The organism is Flavobacterium sp. UBA6195, from assembly GCF_002422095.1.
GTDB lineage: Bacteria > Bacteroidota > Bacteroidia > Flavobacteriales > Flavobacteriaceae > Flavobacterium.
Window position 1 is genome coordinate 352 of sequence record NZ_DITB01000097.1, and the last position, 20,409, is coordinate 20,760.

The window sequence follows — 20,409 nt, forward strand, 5'->3', positions numbered from 1 at the left end:
TTTGATAACTTTTGATAAGCTATTCAGCGGAGAAAGAGGGTTTTGTACCTCAGATGAGAATTCATGCTATGTATAATAATGGTGGAATAAGACCAACTACACTAGGTTTTGATTCCAATACGACCGATGGATTTGATTATGGATTTGATGGTGTTTCATCATCAAGAGAATCTGCTGAATTTTATTACATATTAAATGATTCAGATAAAGAATTTATAATTAATGTTACAAACTTTGATATAAATAAAAGAATACCTGTAGGATTTAGATGTCAAGCTCAAACAAATTTCAAAATAAAAGTAGTTGATGTTTTATATGGCTTTGATAGTAGCTAAAAAGTTTACATTCATGATAAGGAAACTAATATTTATTATGATATTAAAGACCATATGTTTGAGGTAACTTTACCCGCTGGTGATAATAAAACTAGATTTGAGATTACATTTAATACCACGAATGATATATTATCATCACCCCAAGAAGAACATTCTATTTTGCAAGTTTTTCAAGATACCACTTTAGAATTATTGAAAATAATTAACCCTGAAAAAAAAGAAATCATTTCTTTTGAATTATACGATACAACAGGAAAGCTTGTTATTTCAAATAAATATTTAGATTTCAATTCTGAGATAAGCATTTCCACGTCAAATTTAAGTACTGGTTTATACATTGTAAAAATTAAAACTATTGATGGATTAATTACAAATGATAAAATCATAATAAATTAAATTTTTATAGTTGTTATTTTGGTTTGATTAATAAATTTTTTTTATAGCCTTTTTGTTTTAATAATTGTTTATGAGAAAGATTTTAGTATATGATGATAAAAATTATATTTATCGATTAATCAAATTTAATATAGAGTCAGAAGAAATTCAGGTTACAAGAATAAAAAAAAACTATTTCCCAAATGTAAGTTTAAGCTCTTTTGATTATATATTTTTTGTTTATTATAACGAATTTAATATTATAGATTTTATAGATTATTTTGAAGTTAATAAGAATATAATTGTTCTATATGAGAATCATTTATTTCTTGAAGTGTTTTCTAATACAAAGACTGTTTTTCCAACAATTAATTTAAATCTACACAAACGAGAAATTATTTTATTGATAAATGAAATTATTAGTTGATTTATGAGCTTTTATATTATTGATAATAGAGATACAATTAAAATTCATTCTGACTATTTCGAAATTTTCAACACAAAAATTTGTTATAAAATTGACACATTTAAAATTTACAATTATGATAAAAAATTTAGTGTTTATGTATTAGTGTATGAATATAACGATTTTTTTACATATTTCAGATTGCTTGATGCTGGTGTACTCAACCTAAAAGTGGTAATTGTCAATCCATATTTCAAGAAAATTTTGAAAAGAACGAAAAATATCTTTTATGTAGATATTTATCGTTTTCAAAAAGATATAACAAAATTCATAGGAACAGATAATAAAAAAACTTTATATACAATTTAGTAATTCATCTGATTTTAGAATAAAATCAATAACAATTTCAAAATAAGTAATTAAAAGAACACTAAATTATGTTGCTTATTTGTGAAATTAAATTTTAAAAATACTACAATTAGTTAAATTTCTTCAAATTGTTTCGGTTTCTTCTTCTTCAAAATCTTATCTTTCTAACCAATATACATCTTAAGGAAGTATATTGATATTCCTTTCTTAATTTTATTTAAACTTCAGGGATTTTTTGTAATTTAAGGTTTCTGTTAATTTTAATCTCTTTTTAATAAATACCTTGAATCGTATGCGATTTTCTTTTACAAGTTTATAATGTTGTAAGAAATGAATTTATCATTTAAAGCGAGTCTTTTTTTGTCCAAATATTTAAAATGATATAAGTAAGAGAGTGTTCTTTTTCTTTAAAATCGTGTTCAAAACCGTGTTCATTTTTCAAATATCGTGAAATTTTTGGCATAAAAAAACGGATTAGTAAACACTAATCCGTTGATTTTAAAACACTTGTTTTTCGTAGCGAAGACGGGAGTTGAACCCGTGACCTCAGGGTTATGAATCCTGCGCTCTAACCAACTGAGCTACCTCGCCAAATGTTGGTCTCACATCCTTGCTGAATGCGGGTGCAAATATAAAACTAATTCTTTTCTTTGCAAATATTTTTTGACTAAAATAAATTAAAATATTTTTTTTGTTTATTCGATTAATTCTGTATATATTTCCAAACTGAAAAATTAAAACGAACTATGAGTGTAAAAGTAAAATACGAATTAGAATTTCCTATACAATCTTCACCACAATTACTATATCAATATATTTCTACTCCTTCTGGGCTATCAGAATGGTTTGCTGATAATGTAAATTCAAGAGGTGAATTTTTTACTTTTATTTGGGATGACTCTGAAGAAAAAGCAAGATTAGCTTCAAAAAAATCAGGTGAAAGAATTAAATTTAAGTGGTTAGATGAGGATGGAAATGAAACAGATTATTTTTTCGAAATGAAAATAATGGAAGATGAAATCACTAAAGACGTTTCTATTGTTGTTTCAGATTTTGCTTTCGCTGATGAATTGGAAGAATCAAAACTGCTTTGGGAAAATCAAATTTCCGATTTAAAACATGTGTTGGGTTCAGTTTAAAACTCAATAATATAAACTATATTTGTCCCGATTTAAAGTCGGGTTTTTTTATGGTAAATTTTAACGGAAATATTCAGGAAAACAGTTCAATTTCAATTGAAAATAATAGAGGATTTTTATTTGGTGATAGCATTTTTGAAACCATTAAAGTGTTGGATAATAAAGTGTTATTTCTTGAAGATCACTATTTTAGATTGATGGCTTCTATGCGTATTTGTCGTATGGAAATTCCAATGAATTTTACCATGGAATATTTTGAATCCCAAATAGTAAATTTGGTTCAGGCGCTAAATATTGCCAATTCATATCGTGTTCGTTTTTCGGTTTACAGAGATTCAGAAGGTTTTTATTTGCCAAAATCTCGCAAAGTAAAATTTATAGTGACGGCATCTCCATTGAATTTTGAGTTATATGTGCTCGGAAAAGAAAATTATGAAGTCGAATTATATAAGGATTTTTATATTTCTAAACAATTGCTTTCCTCTTTAAAAACGAATAATAAAATGATTCAAATTACAGGGAGTATTTTTGCAGACGAAAATGGTTATGATAATTGTTTAATTTTAAATGATGAAAAGAATGTAGTAGAAGCTTTGCAGAGTAATTTGTTTATGAAAACTGGAAATGTTGTAGTGACGCCTCCGGTTTCTGATGGTTGCTTGAACGGAATTATGCGTAAACAAGTATTGGAAATCTTGAAAAAAACCGAAGGGATTGTAGTAAAAGAAACCTCAATTTCTCCTTTCGATCTTCAAAAAGCAGATGAATTGTTTTTAACAAATGTAATCTCAGGAATTCAACCCATTACCAAATACCGTAAAAAGGAATATGGAATTGAATTTACTGCAGAAGTATTGAAAAGATTAAATGCTCAAATTCGACTTAGTTAAGCATTGGATTTTCGGGAGCGTTAGAAAATAATACATACTCACCGCCTTGTTCAATAATTTTTTCTTTCCAAAATAAGGTGCTTGCTTTAGATAGTAGTTTGTTTTTAAGTGTGTTTTCGGTAACAATCCATGCATTTTCTTGAAGTTCCATTTCCAATTGATTAACACTCCAGCCACTATAGCCAAGAAAAAACCGTATTTGATTTTTTGAAATTTTACCACTATTTATAAGTTGTTTGGTAGTTTCAAAATCGCCACCCCAATAAATCCCATTTGAAATCTCGATACTATTTGGAATTATATCTGGAATGGTATGAATGAAATACAAATTATCTTGTTCTACAGGACCTCCATTGTAGATTAAAAAAGTAGCATCAATTTCGGGAATCAAATCATTGATGTTATAGGATAAAGGTTTGTTTAGTATAAAACCTATTGAGCCTTCGCTATTATGTTCTGCTAACAAGACCACAGAGCGATTAAAAGAAACATCGCCTAAAATTGAAGGCTCTGCAATTAGCAAATGACCTTTTTTGGGTAAAGTTGATATCATAATTTCTGTAGTTTATTTCCTAAAGTTACCAAAAAAAATTAAAGATTCAAAAAAATCTCGTTGAAGTGCAAAAAAAAATCCCGATATTAATCGGGACTTCTATTTTATGGTAACAAAAATATTATTTGTTTACTGCACCTTCTAATTCAGCACCAGCTTTGAATTTTACTACGTTTTTAGCAGCAATTTTGATAGTTTTTCCTGTTTGAGGATTTCTTCCATCTCTTGCAGCTCTTTTAGATACTGACCAAGAACCAAAACCTACTAAAGATACTCTTCCACCTTTTTGTAAAGTTCCTTCAACATTGCTTAAAAATGATTCTAAAGCTAATTTAGCAGCTGCTTTTGTAATGCCAGCAGAAGCTGCCATTGCATCGATTAATTCTGATTTGTTCATGATTAAAGTTATTTATAATTGGTTAAACTTAATTATTTATAGCAAATTTAGCGGTATTGTTGAACTACGCAAGTATTCGACTTGTTTTTCGACTAAAATGTTAATAAATTAGACTAAATGTTAATAACATTGTTTGTTTTTTTGAATTTCACGCTCAAATATAGTGTTTTCAGGGCTTAAAGCGCTATTGCATTTTCAGATAACTTAACCCCGTTTAATAATTCATGTGCCAACATTCTTTTCTTTCCTGGAAATTGTAAACTTTCAATTTTAACAACACCATCTTTTACCATCACAAAAATCTCTTTTTTGGTAGTTGTAATCTTTCCAATAGTTTCCGAATGTGCCTTTTCTTCAAAACTTGCCAAGTAAATTTTTACATTCCACTCGTTTTCTCCGTCTTTAATATAGGTCCAAGCTGCTGGATAAGGGGATAAACCTCGAATTAAATTAAAAATCGTTTTACCAGATTGGATCCAATCAATTTTACAATTATCCTTGTTTAGTTTGAATGCGGTTTTAACATCTGGATTGTTTTCTTGTAAAGTAGTGGTTGCTTTTCCTGATTCTATTAATTGTAAAGTTTCTAAAACTGTCTCGCTCCCTAAATGCATTAAACGATCATGTAACTCACCAGCAGTTTCGTTGACTCCGATTTCAGTCTCTTTACTTAAAATCATCGCACCTGTATCAATTTTATCATCAATAAAGAAGGATGTAACTCCCGTTTTGGTTTCTCCATTAATAATAGCCCAATTAATAGGAGCGGCCCCACGGTATTCCGGTAACAAAGAAGCGTGAAGATTAAATGTTCCAAATTTTGGCATTTTCCAAACCACTTCTGGTAACATTCTAAACGCTACAACAACTTGTAAATTTGCTTCTAAACTTTTTAATTCAGCTAAAAATTCTTCTGATTTTAAATTGGTAGGTTGTAACAAACGTAAGTTTTTTTCTAGCGCATATTCTTTAACCGCACTCATGCTTACTTTTTGTCCGCGACCCGCTGGTTTGTCGGGAGCGGTTATAACACCTACAATAGTATAATTGTTTTTGTAAATAGTATCCAAAATCCCAACGGCAAAATCGGGCGTTCCCATGAATACAATTCTAAGTTTTTCCATTATATAAGGTAATATTGATTGTTTGAATTGATTTTGATTCGATTGTTTTCTAGCAACAATTGAATCGCAAAGATAGTCGCTTCTGTAGAAATGTGCAGTTGGTTTTCAATTTCTCTTGAACTTAATGGACTTTTTTCTAATAATTGAAGAATCGATTGCGTTATTTCAATGGGTGTCATTTTTTTTTTAGAAGTACAATAGGAACAAATGCCACAATCTTCTTTCGAAATTTCATCAAAATAGGCTAATAACATTTTGTTTTTACAAGTAGTTTCATTCGTAATGTAATTCACTACGCTTTGAAATTGCTCTTCTTTTAATTTATTCTGATGTTCTAAAAACTTCGCCACACGATTGATGGTTAAATCATCTTCTCGAGCTTCATTAAACGTAATCGAGCTATCATTGTTTTTGGCATGTAAAATAATACACTCACTTGTGGCTAGTTTGTCAATTACTTCTTCTACTCGTTTCTCTGAGGTACTTGCTTTTTTGGCAACTAAGTGAGGATTGATAGTGGTTTCAATATCAAAAATTCCAGAATAGGTTCTCAAGATTGCAGTAATAATGGGTTCGTCATGTGGGTGTAAACTAACATAACGAATCACTTCTTTACTTGGAATAATAAATTGTAAACTTACTTTTTCGCTAGATTCACTTTGGAAAGTGATAATCCCTTGTCGGTCTAAAAACTGCAAACTATTGAACACTTTGATTACCGGAAATTGATATTGCATACTAAACTGATTCAAATTGAAAGTAAAACTTTCATTGTAACCTTCGCCATAAGCAATTTGGAAGTAGTTGTTTAATTTGATGTAAACGTCTTTTACAAATTTTTTATCTGGCAAAACATCAATAAATTGAGCCTTGGTGTAGCCAATATCAGAAGGATTCGTAACGATAATCCCAAATGCTTTTTCACTATTTCTACCTGCTCTTCCAGCTTCTTGATAGTAATTTTCAAGATTTTCTGGAAGTTGAATGTGAATTACCGTTTTTACATCGGGTTTATCAATTCCCATTCCAAAAGCATTTGTAGCAACTATAACTTGCGCTTTGTTTTCTAACCACAATTGCATGTTTTTTTCTTTCTCCTTTGCGGGTAATCCGCCATGATAAAACGTGCAAGTAAATCCCAATTGATTCAACTGTTGCGAAGTTTCAATACACGATTTACGATTACGAACATAAATTATAGAAGATTGCGGATTTTTTGATAATATCTGCTGAATTTTAAACAGTTTATCTTCTGTTTTAATCACATGATAAGCTAAGTTTTTACGAGTAAATGACTTTGTAAAAATTTTCGGATTTACCAATGCTAAATGCGTGCAAATATCTTCCTGAACTCTTTTGTTGGCAGTAGCCGTTAAAGCTAAAAACGGAGTAGAAGGGAAGTGTGTTTTTAAAGCTGAAATCTTCAAATACGCAGGTCTAAAATCATGTCCCCATTGACTCACACAGTGCGCTTCATCAATTGCAATCAGATTAATGGGTAATTGTTTTAAACGTTCAACAATCCAATCATGTTGCAAACGTTCGGGTGAAAGGTATAAGAATTTATAGTTTCCAAATTGACAATTGTCTAAAATGTCAATAACATCATCTTGCGAAATACCACCCGTTAATGCAATGGCTTTGATGTTTTTGCTTTGTAAGTTCTGAACTTGGTCTTTCATCAAAGCAATCAAAGGCGAAATTACCAAACAAATTCCATTTAGCATCATAGCCGGAATTTGAAAACAAACCGATTTTCCGCCACCAGTTGGTAAAAGTGCAAAGGTGTCGTTACCACTTAAAACCGATTGAATAATTGCTTCTTGTGGTGTTCTAAAACTATCGTGTTTCCAGTATTTTTTTAGAATTTGTATGGGTTTCGACATGAAAAAGGACTTTTAGAAACACTAAATTATAAAAAAATTATTTAACAAGATGTTTCATAATAAAATCAACACGATTTTCAACCGTATCTTTTGGAACTTCTGTAATCGAATAGCCGTATTTCTTGTAAGTTTCCATTAAATGTTCGTGAATTAAAACGGCTTGCTCGTAGTTTTCGTAGCGTTCGGCATCACTCACATAAATTTCTTCCCAAGGAGGTAAAACAAAAATTGCCGAATATTTGTGGTCTTGACAGGCTTTATCGAAAAATGCAGGATACGAATCGCCAATGTAATGCATATACGCCAAAACATCTGGAATGCCTCGGTCTAAAAAAACGATATTAGCTTCTTCGTTTAAGGCTTCTTTGAATTGTCTTTTTCTGCCTTCCAAAAGTAATTCGCTAAACAAAAGGGGTTTTTCTAGAAACAATTGCTCGATTCCTTGTTCTTGAGCCTCACGAATAACTTCACGCGAAATCTCAGGATAACAAGTGTGTCCTTTTTCTTTCAATGCTTCTATTAAGGTGGTTTTTCCAGAGCTTGGTCCACCAATTAAAACCACAATTTCTTTATTCATCTTAAAAATACTAAGGCGCAAAAGTAAGTTTTTTTAAAAATCTAATCAACTTTAAAATTTATAAGTTACTACATTACAATTCTGAACATAAAAAAGTATATTTGCTAATTCAAATAAGAAATGATGATGGATAAGAAAACAGAAGATTTTTATATTAGATTAAAAGAAGAATTAACAAATTCAACGCTTTGGCCTTCAGAGTATTTATATAAATTTATCATGCCTTCTAATGTTCATAGTATTGCAAAAGTAGAAGCAGCTTTTAATAACATGGGAGCTGTTATTACTACACAACAATCAAAAACAGGTAAATTTACAAGTGTATCGGTAAGCGTAAATATGCCTAACCCTCAAAGTGTAATTGATAAATACATTGAAGTATCTGATATAGAAGGTATCATTTCATTATAAAACAAACATGCAAGAACAAGTAAGTAATTTAGAATATAATTCGCAACGTCCGCATTTGATTATTCCAGAATACGGTAGACATTTGCAAAAATTAATTGATCAAGCCACGGCTATTGAAGATCGTGACGAGCGCAATAAAGCAGCAAAATACATTATTTCGGTAATGGGTTCTTTGAATCCACATTTACGTGATGTATTGGATTTTCAACATAAATTATGGGATCAATTGTTTATTATGTCTGATTTTAAATTGGATGTTGATTCTCCTTATCCAATTCCATCAAAAGATATTTTAACGCAAAAACCAGAACGTTTAAAATATCCTCAAAATTTTCCTAAATATCGTTTTTATGGAAATAACATCAAATACATGATTGATGTAGCTAACAGTTGGGAAGAAAGCGAATTAAAAAATGCTTTAGTTTTAGTTATTGCGAATCATATGAAAAAATGTTACTTGAGTTGGAACAAAGACACGGTAACCGATGAAGTAATTTTTGAACACTTATTAGAACTTTCAGGAGGAAAATTAAATCTTTCCAAATCAAACGAAGAGCTTTCGAACACTCACGATTTAATGAAAGTGAACAAGAAAGTATCCAATAAAACCCAATTTAGTTCTAATAAACCTGGTATTGTTAAGAAAAATAATAACAATAAAGGGCACATGAATAAAAACAATCAAAATAAAAATACATTTAAAAAATAGGCAGTTACATGGGAACATTTAAAATTGAAGGAGGAAAAGCATTAAAAGGAGAAATTACACCGCAAGGCGCTAAAAATGAGGCGCTACAAGTGTTATGTCCTGTTTTGTTAACTTCTGAAAAAGTAAGAGTAACGAATATTCCGGATATCATTGACGTTAACAAATTGATTACGCTTTTAGGTAATTTAGGAGTTAAAATCCAAAAAAATGGACCTGGTGATTACACCTTTCAAGCCGATGAGGTAAATGTAAATTACTTAAAAACAGAAGCTTTTAAAAAAGAAGGTGGAAGTTTAAGAGGTTCCATTATGATTGTAGGACCTTTATTAGCGCGTTTTGGTTGTGGGTATATTCCAAAACCAGGAGGCGATAAAATTGGTCGTCGTCGTTTAGATACGCACTTTGAAGGTTTTATTAACTTGGGTGCTAAATTTAGATATGAAAGAGAAGACCATTTCTACGGAGTGGAAATCGATGGAAGATTGCAAGGAGCATACATGTTGTTAGACGAAGCTTCTGTAACAGGAACGGCTAATATTGTAATGGCTGCCGTTTTAGCCGAAGGAACCACTACTATTTATAACGCAGCCTGTGAGCCTTACTTACAGCAATTGTGTAAAATGTTGAATTCTATGGGAGCTAAAATCTCAGGCGTAGGATCTAACTTATTAACCATTGAAGGAGTTGAAAGTTTAGGTGGTTGCGAACACCGAATTTTACCTGACATGGTAGAAATTGGTTCTTGGATTGGTCTTGCGGCTATGACAAGAAGTGAGATTACGATTAAAAATGTAAGTTGGGAGAACTTAGGTCAAATTCCAAACGTATTCAGAAAATTAGGAATTACTTTAGAAAGAAAAGGCGATGATATTTACATTCCAGCTCATAAAGAGGGTTACGAAATTAAAACCGATATCGACGGTTCTATATTAACGGTTTCAGATGCACCATGGCCAGGATTTACACCGGACTTGTTAAGTATCGTTTTGGTGGTTTGTACACAAGCAAAAGGCGATGTGTTAATTCACCAAAAAATGTTTGAAAGCCGTTTGTTCTTCGTGGATAAATTAATCGACATGGGAGCCAAAATTATGTTGTGCGACCCACACAGAGCAGTGGTTATGGGACATAATTTCCAATCCCAATTAAAAGCAACAACAATGAGTTCGCCAGATATTAGAGCCGGAATATCTTTATTAATTGCTGCTTTAACAGCAAAAGGAACTTCAACTATTCAAAATATCGAACAAATTGATAGAGGTTACGAACGCATCGACGAACGATTAAGAGCGTTAGGAGCTAATATTGTGAGAGTATAATTTAGTGTTCAGTGTTCAGTCGCAGTAAGCAACGTTACTGAGACTGAACACTGGGACTGATTACTAAAAAATGGAAACCTACATCATCATTTTTCTCTGCATTGCTTCCTTCGTAGCTGGTTTTATTGATGCTATTGTGGGTGGCGGTGGTTTAATTCAAACTCCAGCCGCTTTAATTTTATTGCCTAATGTACCTGTTGCTTCCATTATTGGAACGCTAAAAATACCAGGGTTTAGTGGAACAAGCATGGCAACGTATCACTATTTGAAATCAGCAAAAGTCAATTGGAAGTTGTTTTTAGTATTAGCAATTGTTTCTTTCACATTTGCTTATTTAGGTTCGAGTTTGCTTAATGTTATGCAAAATGATTTCATGAAACCTTTACTTTTTGTAGTTTTACTTTTACTATTACTTTATACCTATTTCAAAAAAGATTTTGGTCAATTTCAAATTGATAAATTAACTACTAGGCAAATTTATATTTACGGAAGTATAATTTGTGTTTTTTTAGGTTTTTATGATGGTTTTATTGGTCCTGGAACAGGAAGTTTATTAATTATGGCGTTTATAGCCATACTAGGTTTCGATTTTTTGCAAGCCAATATCTATGCAAAACTAGTTAACTTGGCTACTAACTTTGGTTCCATTACGCTGTTTGTTTTGAAAGGAAAAATCATTTGGACGATTGCTATTCCTATGGCAATTTGTAATGTTGCTGGTTCTTGGTTGGGCGCAAGATTGGCCATTTCTAAAGGCAACGGATTTATTCGAATCTTCTTTTTAATTGTGGTGGGATTAGCGTTGTTACGTTTTGGATATGATGTGTTTTTGAAATAAAAAGCACTTCTGTTATTGAAATGCTTCCTTTATTTTTTTTTAGCACCTTTAGAATAGAACTTATAATATATAAAAAGTACAATTCCCATAAAAACAGAAATTGCTCCAAAACCCCACCACCAATAATTACGTTGTTGCAATCGAATCGTTTCATTATTGCCTGTAATGTTTAACCCAGCCCAATACAACGGATTAGCCATTCTCGGTGATGCTGTTGCCAAATAGTCTAACTTTGCTTTTTGTAGCGCTGCAGACTTAGTATATCCTGCATCTAAATACTTTAAAAACAAACTGATTATTTGTAAGGAACTTTTCTCATCTATTTTCCAAGAAGCCAGCATCATGCTTTTAACCCCAATAGCAGTAAAAGCTCTCGCTAAATTGATATTCCCTTCTCTTGATTTATAGCCAACTCCGGTTTCACAAGCCCCTAAAAGAAGAAAATCGCAATTAGCTTTTAAATTGTACACTTCATTCATACTCAAAAAACCATCCGACAAATAAATTCCTTTATTCGATTCAAGTTCATCATCAGAAGCATTTCCATGCGATAATAAAGCAACCATTCTGTTGTTTTTTATTTGGTTTAAAAATGCCTTTTTGGTTGCCTCTGTTCCTTGAAATAATTTTGCGTTAAAAGAATTTGCAATTACTTTAGACTCCTTATTTGTTTTTGATAATTTAGCCAAATCTTTAGTATGAAAACTAGGGCTAAAAACAGAAAAAATATCCGATTTTGTAGCGTTTTGATCAACAATATCGGAAATAGAAGAAGATAGCCCATAACTAAACTCATATTTTTTTGCTAAATAAGGCAACTGATTAAAATCATTCGATGCATTCTTCTCGCTTAATAAAATATCAAAGGGGAGATTGGCAATATTAGCGTTTGGAATAATTTGAATATGTGTAGTTGATTTGGGAAAATACTTTTCAATAGGTTTAAAATAATCATAATAATAATTATAAGCGGCACTTTTATATTCTGAAATCAAATTTTGTTGAAGATTTTCTAATATATTACCGACTTTAGTATTATCAACTTGCAAATCATTTTCGTTATTAAGTGCCATTATCTTAGTTCGATATTTAGAAATCATAAAGACCAGAACTCGATAATTGTTTTGATTACCAGTAAAGTTGTAGCTTAGAATAATTTCATTTTCATTAAGTTTATTTTGAACTTCAGTTAATGACAGAATATTTTTTTTAAATAAATTTGGGTTGTTTTCAGTGTAAAGAGTTAATTCTTTTTTAGCTTCTTTTTCAAATTGCTTCTTGGAAAGATCCTGAGGAATCTTATCATTTATATTTAAAAATAAGTTTTCTAAACTTATATATATGGCATTGCTAGTAAAATTATTTTTTACTGAATTATTTTTTTCTTTTTCTTTGTATAATGTTTCTAATAATGCGGTGTATTTAGATTTCTGATCATATTCGTAATATAAATCTATGAACTTTCTATTTCCTGTAGCTAAAACTAATTTATAATAAATTTTAACTAAATTATTGTGTGGAGAATTATAATAAATGTTAGTATGATATTGCTTAATGTTTTTGATACTATTATTAGTATATTCTTGCCAAATTTTTTCAGCTAATAGCAAAGTTTTTTCTATCTCGTATAACAATTTGGTGTCTTTTTTTTGAATATACATTTCATCTAAACACCAAGCTTTCCAATTAAGTAAACCAAGTAATGCAGCATTATTGTTATAATTACTTTTCTCTAAATCACTTGGAATTATTAATCTTTTAATGCCTTCATCATAATTTTCAAGAGCTTTGACATAATCTTTCTTATAAAAATACATCAAGCCCCTCAAGGAGTTTAAGTGTGAAGACGGCTCATAATAATAACCAGCTAATTTATTGTTAATAGCTATTCCTTTCGAATATAAGGCTATAGCTTTATTCGCATTAAAGTTACCTGTTTTATAATCTATTTTATCAGTATTAAAAAGATTATTACTTGCCAAATCTAAATTTAAAGCGGCAACAGATACAAATAATCTAGATTTTTTTAAATTATCGTAGGGATATCGTTTATGAATAAAATATTGAAGACTATCTAAGTATTTAAATCTATTTTCTAAGCTCTCTTTGTAATTTCTAATAGTAAACATATGAGCATTATAAAAAATATAATCATCTATCAAATGCTCCTTCTTGTTTTTGTGATAAATTTTTAATGCTCTACTAGTGTAGTAATAGGCTTTATCAATTAAATACCGCATATTATAATACCTACCTAAATAAGCATAATAAAGCGCCTTATAAATTTCTTTTTCTGGTGCAGCTTTTTTATAATAGCGATAAAATGTATGGCATTCCACTACATAATCTTCTGTTAAATATAACTTATCATAACAAATAGCAAGCAACTGATGGGTTTTTGCAAACAGCAAGTAATTTTTGGAGGTTACCTTGTTTAATAAAATGACATTCTGTTTCAGAATAGCCATCGCTTTATAAGTAGCGCCCAAATCTATATAACAATCCGCAAGACCGTTTTGAGCAGTGACTTGCAAATCCAAGTTCTGATTTAGTTTCGCTTCCTTTGTTATTTTTTCATACAAAGGAACCGCTTGCCGATAATCGGAGCGGTCTAAAAAATCTTGCGCTTTTTGGAGCGAAGATTGGCCTGTAACCAAAAAAGGAAGGAACTGCAAAAAAGCAGCAATGAAAAACTTCATAGATTAAAAAAAATTGTGAAAAGGTGCATACAAGTATAGTGAAAATATCCTTTACCTACAACTTTGTAAACGAACTCTTCACCACCGTTTGCCCTTCCGACTGAGAAGGAATCTCATCTCAACCTCACAAAAAAAGGACACCTTGCGATGTCCTTACGAACTTAACTAAAAAACTAAAAATTATAGGGCATTGCGCATCTTTCCGAACAACAATATCTATCTACAGCAACTTTTAGAACATCTTGTCTTTGTCTGTACATAAAAATTGTCCCTGCTTCACGATGACGAAAATACCCTTCCTATCAGGATAATCATCTCCGCAATTAAAACACGAATAACAAATGAAAGGTTTGGTTTAGGGCTAAGTATAAATAAAATAGCCATCTTCATTTTTATGAGACAGCTATATTATTCTTTTGAAAAAACTGAAATTTAATCAGTTGTTACAGTATTAGCGTTATCTATCAAAGTTTGTTTATCAATTAACCCTTGACCAGTTGGTGGCGCAGAAGGTGTTTGAAAAGATAAATTAAGATATTTCCCACTTGAAGGTAAAATGTTTAAAAATTGATTTAGCAAACTATTTACAGTAGAAGATGACAAACTACCATAGCTTAAAACTAAGCTTCCACATCGAACTAATGAGGGTAAGGAAATAGTAGCTAATTGTGAACCCGTAATAGTAATGCTCCCTTCCTGAAAACTGTTTAAATTTACTTGGTTTAAATTGATATTTCCATTAACATAAATATCACCCTTGATTAAATTAGGTAATAACAACTGTGTTAAATTGCAGGAGAATATAGCTAATCCTGGATAAACTTCTTGTAATAATGGCAAATTTAATGTATTTAAATTATTACAATTGTGAATAGAAAAACCATCATTTGCAATTTTTAATAAATTAGGGAAAGAAACATTTTCTAATGCATTATTATCCGTAAAATAAACTTTTCCATAAATCACTTCAGTTAAATCATTAAAAACTACACTTTGTAAATTAGTATTGTTCATTATACTTATGCTTAATATATCAGTCAAACCACTAATATTTATCTCTGTTAAACCAGTGGTGTTTCGAATAATTATAAAATCAGTATTCGGACCTGCTTGTTGCGCTATTTGTTGTGCAGCTTGAGCATTTGTAATGTTACCCGTTATGTAAATGGTAGTTTTACCACCTGTAGCAGTTGCGTTTGCAAGAGGTTGCCAGGTTGTACCGTTCCAAGATAATAAATCCCCAATACTTGTTCCGTTTGGTATGGCGTTTGCTGTAATTTGAGTATCAACATATGATTTAGTAGCTGCATCTTGGTTGTTTATAGGATTTGCTACATTGGTTATCACTAAATTATTTGCACTATTGTTCACAGCTAACACAGATGCTAAACTTGGTATAGTTGGAGTTGTTGCATTACCCGCGTTTTGTGCATACAATGCATACGGCACACTCAATAATTGTGTTGTACCCATAGCCGTATAACCAGAACCTGTATTTAATTCGATACCTAAATAATAATTTCCTAAAGACCAATCTATAGTTGCAAAAGTGCCTAAACTTGCCGTACCCTGGCCAATAACTAAATTTACTTGCCCTAACTCGTCTGTAGGAACGTAGTGTGTTTCTGTAAAAACAGGTAAACTTGTAGAAGAACCTTGTATAATATTAAATTTGAAATACACATTTTGGTTTACAATTAATGCACCCGTATTATTTCTTACCGTTGCCTGATAATTAAAGCCTTGCGGCGCTTGTGCAAAAATTGTTATGAAAAACAATAAAGCAAAAAATGTAATTAATTTTTTCATCTATTTTTTTATTAAATTATAAGAATTTTGTTTTAAGGAAGTAGTTTCAATAACTTGAAATATATAGGAACCAACTGCTAAACTAGAAACATCAATGTTTTCATTTGCAGTACATTTTTTTTCTAATAACAGTTTACCAGAAACATCAAAAAGTAATACATTAAATTTTTGATTTTCTGGAGCACTTATTTTTACAAACTGTGTTGTTGGATTTGGATAAATTACAATTTCGGGATTTAATTCAGGATTAGTTGTACTCAATAAAGTTAAATCTAAAGACGGAAAATATCCATTACCCAATTGATTACTACCAGATGACATTAATCCAACAACGGGTTCGCCCATTGTCCACGCTAATTGTAGGTTACTTACTGTATTTGTTTGACCTGCACTACTAATTACTTGTTTTGAAATGGTTTGTGAATACAGCAATCCATTACAGAAAAGTGTTACTAATACAAAAGTTTTTAAATATTTATTTATTTTCATATTGATGAACTTTATATTTTGATTATTCTTTTATAAATTTTACTCGATAATTATTTTCTCTAGAATAAGTAATCAAAATTGTTTGTTTACCTTAATTAGATGTTATTTTTTTATTAGTAGAATTATTAGTTTTTGAATAATTTCTATTTAGATTAAAATTTAAATGTTTCAAATTCAAATCGCCATGAATACCAAAACTACACGAAACAGATCTATGATATGGATTCAATTCATTTGATTTTCTAAACACAAAAAAACGAACATCAAAAAAATTCATCATATCATTTTTTTCATCTGTTGCTATTGTAACTTCAAAGATTAATTTCTCGTTTCCTACCTTTACATTTTCAAAATAATAATATGGCAAAGGTATAAAAGCAAAATTTTTAGTAACTACTGCTTCTTTATGTAATAGTTCAATGATATTATTAGTATATTTAAAATTGGATTTTAGTTCTTTATTAATAGTTTCTAAAAATCCTGATTCAGATTTTGAAATAAACAAACAAGCAAAAACTATATCTCTATCAAAAAAAGTTTGGTTATTTACTTCTGTTCGAATTTTTAAATATTCTTGTTCATGAATGGTATTTAAATTAAGCTCCAAATAATTTAATTCTTGATCTCTGTTTTTTTCAAAATAAAGATAAACACCAACAAATGCAATAATTATTGTAGAAATTAATTGTAAAACATCTGTAGTAAAATAATTCCGGTTGAAAGTAAAAAAATCTATAACATTAGACAATAATAACACTAAAAAAATTACAGCTATACAAGGTATTATTATTTGTAAAAATATTTCTTTTTTAAAAATTTTATTTTCTCTTTTCATTTTTCTAGGTTTATTTACCACTTTTTTTATTGTTTTTCAACCCTTGCTCCATTTTTGCTACTGATGTTTTGGGTTTATTTGTTATTCCTTTTGACTGTCTACCCGCAGCGGTTCTTCCATCATAAGCCCCATCTTTTTTAATTGCAATTTTTTTAAAATTTAATAAGATATTACACAATATCCCTTTTCGCCTAATGAAGAGTTGGTTAGGGTCGGTGCCCCCCCTTGAGCGACTGGAATTGGTCTTTGATTTAAATAATAAGTTGGAATATAATTACGTGTAGCATACTGAGTTGGGTAGTTAATTATTTGACCATCTGTACCATTAGCACTAGAAGTTACGACTGTATAACCACAATTACCACTAATATTTCTACAACCTCCGACAGCACCACCTCCACCAGAAGCAGATAGAATATTATTAAAATTAGAACTTCCTCCGGCCGAACCATTGCCAGAACATATATTGCTACTGCCAGGAGATCCAGATCCATTTACTCCTTTTTCACCACCATTTCCTATAATAATATTATAGCTGGTACCAGGTACAACTATTATTGTTTGCCTCAAATAACCTCCATTTCCACCCCTTTTAGCTGCTGTCATATCGACGGCGCTATTAGTACTTAAACAAGCTACAACACCGCTGGGACCGCCACCAGCTCCCCACAATTCTACTGTAATTTGAGTTACATCTGCCGGACATGTCCATGTTGTACTTGAATCAAACCCAATTCTAACCCCTTGATTTGGTATTGCACTAGAATTACTACCATTTCCATTACAAACATATTTTGTTAAACTAGCATTTACTTCACTAGCATCCAACACACCATCGTTGTTCGCGTCTAAACCTACTTCAATTTTAGTTCCTCCGTTTACGCAGTTTGTACCTGCTGGTTCTGTTGTGGTATTTACTAAAGTATTTTTACCATCAAGACCGTTGGCTCCTTGAGGGCCTGTTAAGGATGTTATAAAATCGGCTTCTGTACCAATATTGCCAAGATTTAACCAAACTTGATAAGCAGATAAACCATTTGCACCGTTGGTTCCATTTACGCCGTCAATTCCATTAGCTCCAGCTGGACCTTGTGAACCAGTTGCTCCTGTTAAACCTATCGGTCCTTGTTCTCCTTGAATTCCTTGAGGACCAGCTGGACCAGTTGCTCCAGTTAATCCAATTGGGCCCTGAGGTCCAGCAGGACCAGTTGCTCCATCAGCTCCGTTTATTCCATTAGTTCCTGCTATACCTTGAGGACCTTGTAGACCAGTTAAGCCAATCGGCCCTTGTTCCCCTTGAATCCCTTGAGGACCAGTAGCTCCTGTTAAACCTATAGGACCTTGCTCGCCTTGAATACCTTGTGGACCAGTAGCTCCTGTTAATCCAATTGGACCCTGAGGACCAGCAGGACCAGTTGCTCCATCAGCTCCGTTCGTTCCATTAGTTCCTGCTATACCTTGTGGACCTTGTTCTCCTTGAATTCCTTGAGGACCTTGAGGACCTGTTAATCCTATTGGACCCTGAGGACCAGCAGGACCAGTTGCTCCATCTGCTCCGTTCGTTCCATTAGTTCCTGCTATACCTTGTTCTCCTTGAATTCCTTGAGGACCAGTTGCTCCTGTTAATCCAATTGGGCCAGATGGACCAGTTGCTCCATCTGCTCCGTTCGTTCCATTAGTTCCTGCGATACCTTGTGGGCCTTGAGGTCCTGTTAAACCTATTGGACCTTGTTCTCCTTGAATTCCTTGTGGGCCTTGAGGACCTTGAGGACCTGTTAATCCTATTGGACCCTGAGGACCAGCAGGACCCGTTGCGCCATCAGCTCCGTTCGTTCCATTAGTTCCTGCTATACCTTGTGGGCCTTGAGGTCCTGTTAATCCTATTGGACCTTGTTCTCCTTGAATCCCTTGTGGGCCAGTAGCACCATCAATTCCATTAGTACCATTTATACCTGGTGTTCCTTGTAGACCCGTTAAACCAATTGGTCCTTGTTCCCCTTGAATTCCTTGTGGGCCAGTCGCACCGTCAATTCCATTAGTACCATTTATACCTGGTGTTCCTTGTAGACCCGTTAAACCAATCGGCCCTTGTTCCCCTTGAATCCCTTGAGGACCAGTAGCTCCTGTTAAACCTATAGGACCTTGCTCGCCTTGAATACCTTGTGGACCAGTAGCTCCTGTTAATCCAATTGGACCCTGAGGACCAGCAGGACCCGTTGCGCCATCAGCACCGTTTATTCCATTAGTTCCTGCTATACCTTGTTCTCCTTGAATTCCTTGAGGACCAGTTGCTCCTGTTAATCCAATTAGACCCTGAGGACCAGCTGGACCAGTTGCTCCATCAGCTCCGTTAGTTCCATTAGTTCCTGCTATACCTTGTGGGCCTTGAGGTCCTGTTAAACCTATTGGACCTTGTTCTCCTTGAATTCCTTGTGGGCCAGTAGCACCATCAATTCCATTAGTACCATTTATACCTGGTGTTCCTTGTAGACCCGTTAAACCAATCGGCCCTTGTTCCCCTTGAATTCCTTGTGGCCCAGTTGCGCCTGTTAATCCAATTGGGCCTTGAGCTCCTGGAGGACCAGGATTACCTGGATTTGCAGAATAATAAGCAAAAGGAACATACGTAAATGCATTGTTACTTATTTGTGTAAAATTTTGGCAGTTTTGACTAGCATCTAATTCAACTTTTAAACTTTTTGTATTTATATTCCATAAAATTCCATTAAACCCAGTTGCATAACCACTTACTTGATTTCCTGTACCAATTAGTAAATTAACCATACCAAACTTGTCTGTTGTGGTAACAATTGTTTCTTGGTATTCTGTTTGTGTTTGGTGGTCTATAATACTAAATCGTAAACAAATGGTTTTATTTGCCAAAATGTATTGTTGGTTATTTGCACCTGGTAATTGTTGTCCATTAGGACCATAAATAACAGCTTGATAAGTAATTCCTGAATTTTGTGTAAATCCAAGAGTTGCTATAAATAATGTTAATATTGTTAGTATCTTTTTCATTTTTTAATTAATTTATCATTGTTGTCCGATAAAAAAGAAGCCAAATTAATGGCTTCTTTAAAGTAATCGTAAATTTGTGTTGTGAAACATAAAAAACGATGAGTAAAAGTAGTTATTTTTCTAGTAAATCTGTTTTCGGACAGCTGATTTCTTTAATCGATGATAAAAAAATTAAAGAAGCAGTCAACAAACATGATTCTGATAGATACATAAAGCGTTTTAAGAGTA

The 20,409-nt window shown here is 32.1% G+C and carries 20 protein-coding genes and 1 tRNA gene; 10 read left to right on the forward strand and 11 right to left on the reverse strand.

Features of this window, described 5'->3' with window-relative positions; genetic code table 11:
- Positions 1-68: 68 nt before the first annotated feature.
- The 3 genes from B4I81_RS08625 to B4I81_RS08635 all read left to right on the forward strand — a co-directional run bounded on the left by B4I81_RS08625 (position 69) and on the right by B4I81_RS08635 (position 1,137).
- On the forward strand, positions 69-335 hold the full coding sequence (locus B4I81_RS08625; protein ID WP_291109684.1) for a hypothetical protein: 267 nt from the start codon (positions 69-71) through the stop codon (positions 333-335).
- 54 nt (positions 336-389) lie between these two features.
- Positions 390-731, forward strand: coding sequence for a T9SS type A sorting domain-containing protein (locus B4I81_RS08630; RefSeq protein ID WP_291109686.1), 342 nt, complete (start codon positions 390-392; stop codon positions 729-731).
- 70 nt (positions 732-801) lie between these two features.
- A complete protein-coding gene (locus tag B4I81_RS08635; protein WP_291109688.1) occupies positions 802-1,137 on the forward strand; it encodes a hypothetical protein in 336 nt (111 codons plus the stop codon).
- Positions 1,138-2,002: 865 nt separating this feature from the next.
- Here B4I81_RS08635 and B4I81_RS08640 read toward each other — a convergent pair.
- Positions 2,003-2,076, reverse strand: a tRNA-Met gene (locus B4I81_RS08640).
- A gap of 155 nt (positions 2,077-2,231) precedes the next feature.
- On the opposite strand from B4I81_RS08640, the gene B4I81_RS08645 reads away from it, so the two are divergent.
- Together B4I81_RS08645 and B4I81_RS08650 are read left to right on the forward strand one after the other, a co-directional pair.
- A complete protein-coding gene (locus tag B4I81_RS08645) occupies positions 2,232-2,624 on the forward strand; it encodes an START-like domain-containing protein (RefSeq protein WP_291109690.1) in 393 nt (130 codons plus the stop codon).
- A gap of 50 nt (positions 2,625-2,674) precedes the next feature.
- The gene (locus tag B4I81_RS08650) at positions 2,675-3,514 is read left to right on the forward strand and encodes an aminotransferase class IV (protein ID WP_291109692.1); all 840 of its coding nucleotides are present in this window, start codon (positions 2,675-2,677) and stop codon (positions 3,512-3,514) included.
- Here B4I81_RS08650 and B4I81_RS08655 read toward each other — a convergent pair.
- From B4I81_RS08655 to B4I81_RS08675, 5 genes are all read right to left on the reverse strand, one after another.
- Positions 3,507-4,067: a YqgE/AlgH family protein gene (locus B4I81_RS08655; RefSeq protein WP_291109694.1), complete on the reverse strand. Its 561-nt coding sequence runs from the start codon at positions 4,065-4,067 to the stop codon at positions 3,507-3,509. The genes B4I81_RS08650 and B4I81_RS08655 overlap by 8 nt on opposite strands.
- A gap of 121 nt (positions 4,068-4,188) precedes the next feature.
- The gene (locus B4I81_RS08660) at positions 4,189-4,464 is read right to left on the reverse strand and encodes an HU family DNA-binding protein (protein WP_073584108.1); all 276 of its coding nucleotides are present in this window, start codon (positions 4,462-4,464) and stop codon (positions 4,189-4,191) included.
- Between the two features lie 176 nt (positions 4,465-4,640).
- Positions 4,641-5,588, reverse strand: coding sequence for a methionyl-tRNA formyltransferase (gene fmt, locus B4I81_RS08665; RefSeq protein ID WP_291109697.1), 948 nt, complete (start codon positions 5,586-5,588; stop codon positions 4,641-4,643).
- A complete protein-coding gene (locus B4I81_RS08670; protein ID WP_291109699.1) occupies positions 5,588-7,474 on the reverse strand; it encodes a RecQ family ATP-dependent DNA helicase in 1,887 nt (628 codons plus the stop codon). The genes fmt and B4I81_RS08670 overlap by 1 nt, the downstream gene beginning before the upstream one ends.
- A gap of 37 nt (positions 7,475-7,511) precedes the next feature.
- Positions 7,512-8,051, reverse strand: a complete 540-nt coding sequence (locus tag B4I81_RS08675) for an ATP-binding protein (RefSeq protein WP_291109701.1) — start codon at positions 8,049-8,051, stop codon at positions 7,512-7,514.
- A gap of 126 nt (positions 8,052-8,177) precedes the next feature.
- On the opposite strand from B4I81_RS08675, the gene B4I81_RS08680 reads away from it, so the two are divergent.
- The 4 genes from B4I81_RS08680 to B4I81_RS08695 all read left to right on the forward strand — a co-directional run bounded on the left by B4I81_RS08680 (position 8,178) and on the right by B4I81_RS08695 (position 11,328).
- Positions 8,178-8,462 carry a DUF493 family protein gene (locus B4I81_RS08680; protein ID WP_291109721.1) on the forward strand — a complete coding sequence of 95 codons (285 nt, stop codon included), beginning with the start codon at positions 8,178-8,180 and terminating at the stop codon, positions 8,460-8,462.
- 7 nt (positions 8,463-8,469) lie between these two features.
- Positions 8,470-9,171, forward strand: a complete 702-nt coding sequence (locus B4I81_RS08685; RefSeq protein ID WP_291109703.1) for a DUF4290 domain-containing protein — start codon at positions 8,470-8,472, stop codon at positions 9,169-9,171.
- Between the two features lie 8 nt (positions 9,172-9,179).
- The gene (murA, locus tag B4I81_RS08690; RefSeq protein ID WP_291109705.1) at positions 9,180-10,490 is read left to right on the forward strand and encodes a UDP-N-acetylglucosamine 1-carboxyvinyltransferase; all 1,311 of its coding nucleotides are present in this window, start codon (positions 9,180-9,182) and stop codon (positions 10,488-10,490) included.
- 70 nt (positions 10,491-10,560) lie between these two features.
- The gene (locus B4I81_RS08695; protein WP_291109707.1) at positions 10,561-11,328 is read left to right on the forward strand and encodes a sulfite exporter TauE/SafE family protein; all 768 of its coding nucleotides are present in this window, start codon (positions 10,561-10,563) and stop codon (positions 11,326-11,328) included.
- A gap of 29 nt (positions 11,329-11,357) precedes the next feature.
- Here the strand turns inward: B4I81_RS08695 and B4I81_RS08700 are convergent, their stop codons facing one another.
- The 5 genes from B4I81_RS08700 to B4I81_RS08720 all read right to left on the reverse strand — a co-directional run bounded on the left by B4I81_RS08700 (position 11,358) and on the right by B4I81_RS08720 (position 20,181).
- Positions 11,358-14,027: a CHAT domain-containing protein gene (locus B4I81_RS08700; RefSeq protein ID WP_291109709.1), complete on the reverse strand. Its 2,670-nt coding sequence runs from the start codon at positions 14,025-14,027 to the stop codon at positions 11,358-11,360.
- 432 nt (positions 14,028-14,459) lie between these two features.
- The gene (locus B4I81_RS08705; protein ID WP_291109711.1) at positions 14,460-15,836 is read right to left on the reverse strand and encodes a hypothetical protein; all 1,377 of its coding nucleotides are present in this window, start codon (positions 15,834-15,836) and stop codon (positions 14,460-14,462) included.
- Complete coding sequence (locus B4I81_RS08710) at positions 15,837-16,325, reverse strand: T9SS type A sorting domain-containing protein (protein WP_291109713.1); 489 nt, start codon at positions 16,323-16,325, stop codon at positions 15,837-15,839.
- Between the two features lie 91 nt (positions 16,326-16,416).
- Positions 16,417-17,160, reverse strand: coding sequence for a hypothetical protein (locus B4I81_RS08715; protein WP_291109715.1), 744 nt, complete (start codon positions 17,158-17,160; stop codon positions 16,417-16,419).
- Between the two features lie 159 nt (positions 17,161-17,319).
- Entirely contained in the window at positions 17,320-20,181 is a 2,862-nt protein-coding gene (locus B4I81_RS08720) for a DUF7151 family protein (protein WP_291109717.1), read from the reverse strand.
- 98 nt (positions 20,182-20,279) lie between these two features.
- Between B4I81_RS08720 and B4I81_RS08725 the strand changes: the two genes are divergently transcribed.
- Positions 20,280-20,409, forward strand: a 130-nt coding sequence (locus B4I81_RS08725) for a DUF4372 domain-containing protein (protein ID WP_291109723.1), incomplete at its 3' end; no start/stop codon positions are given.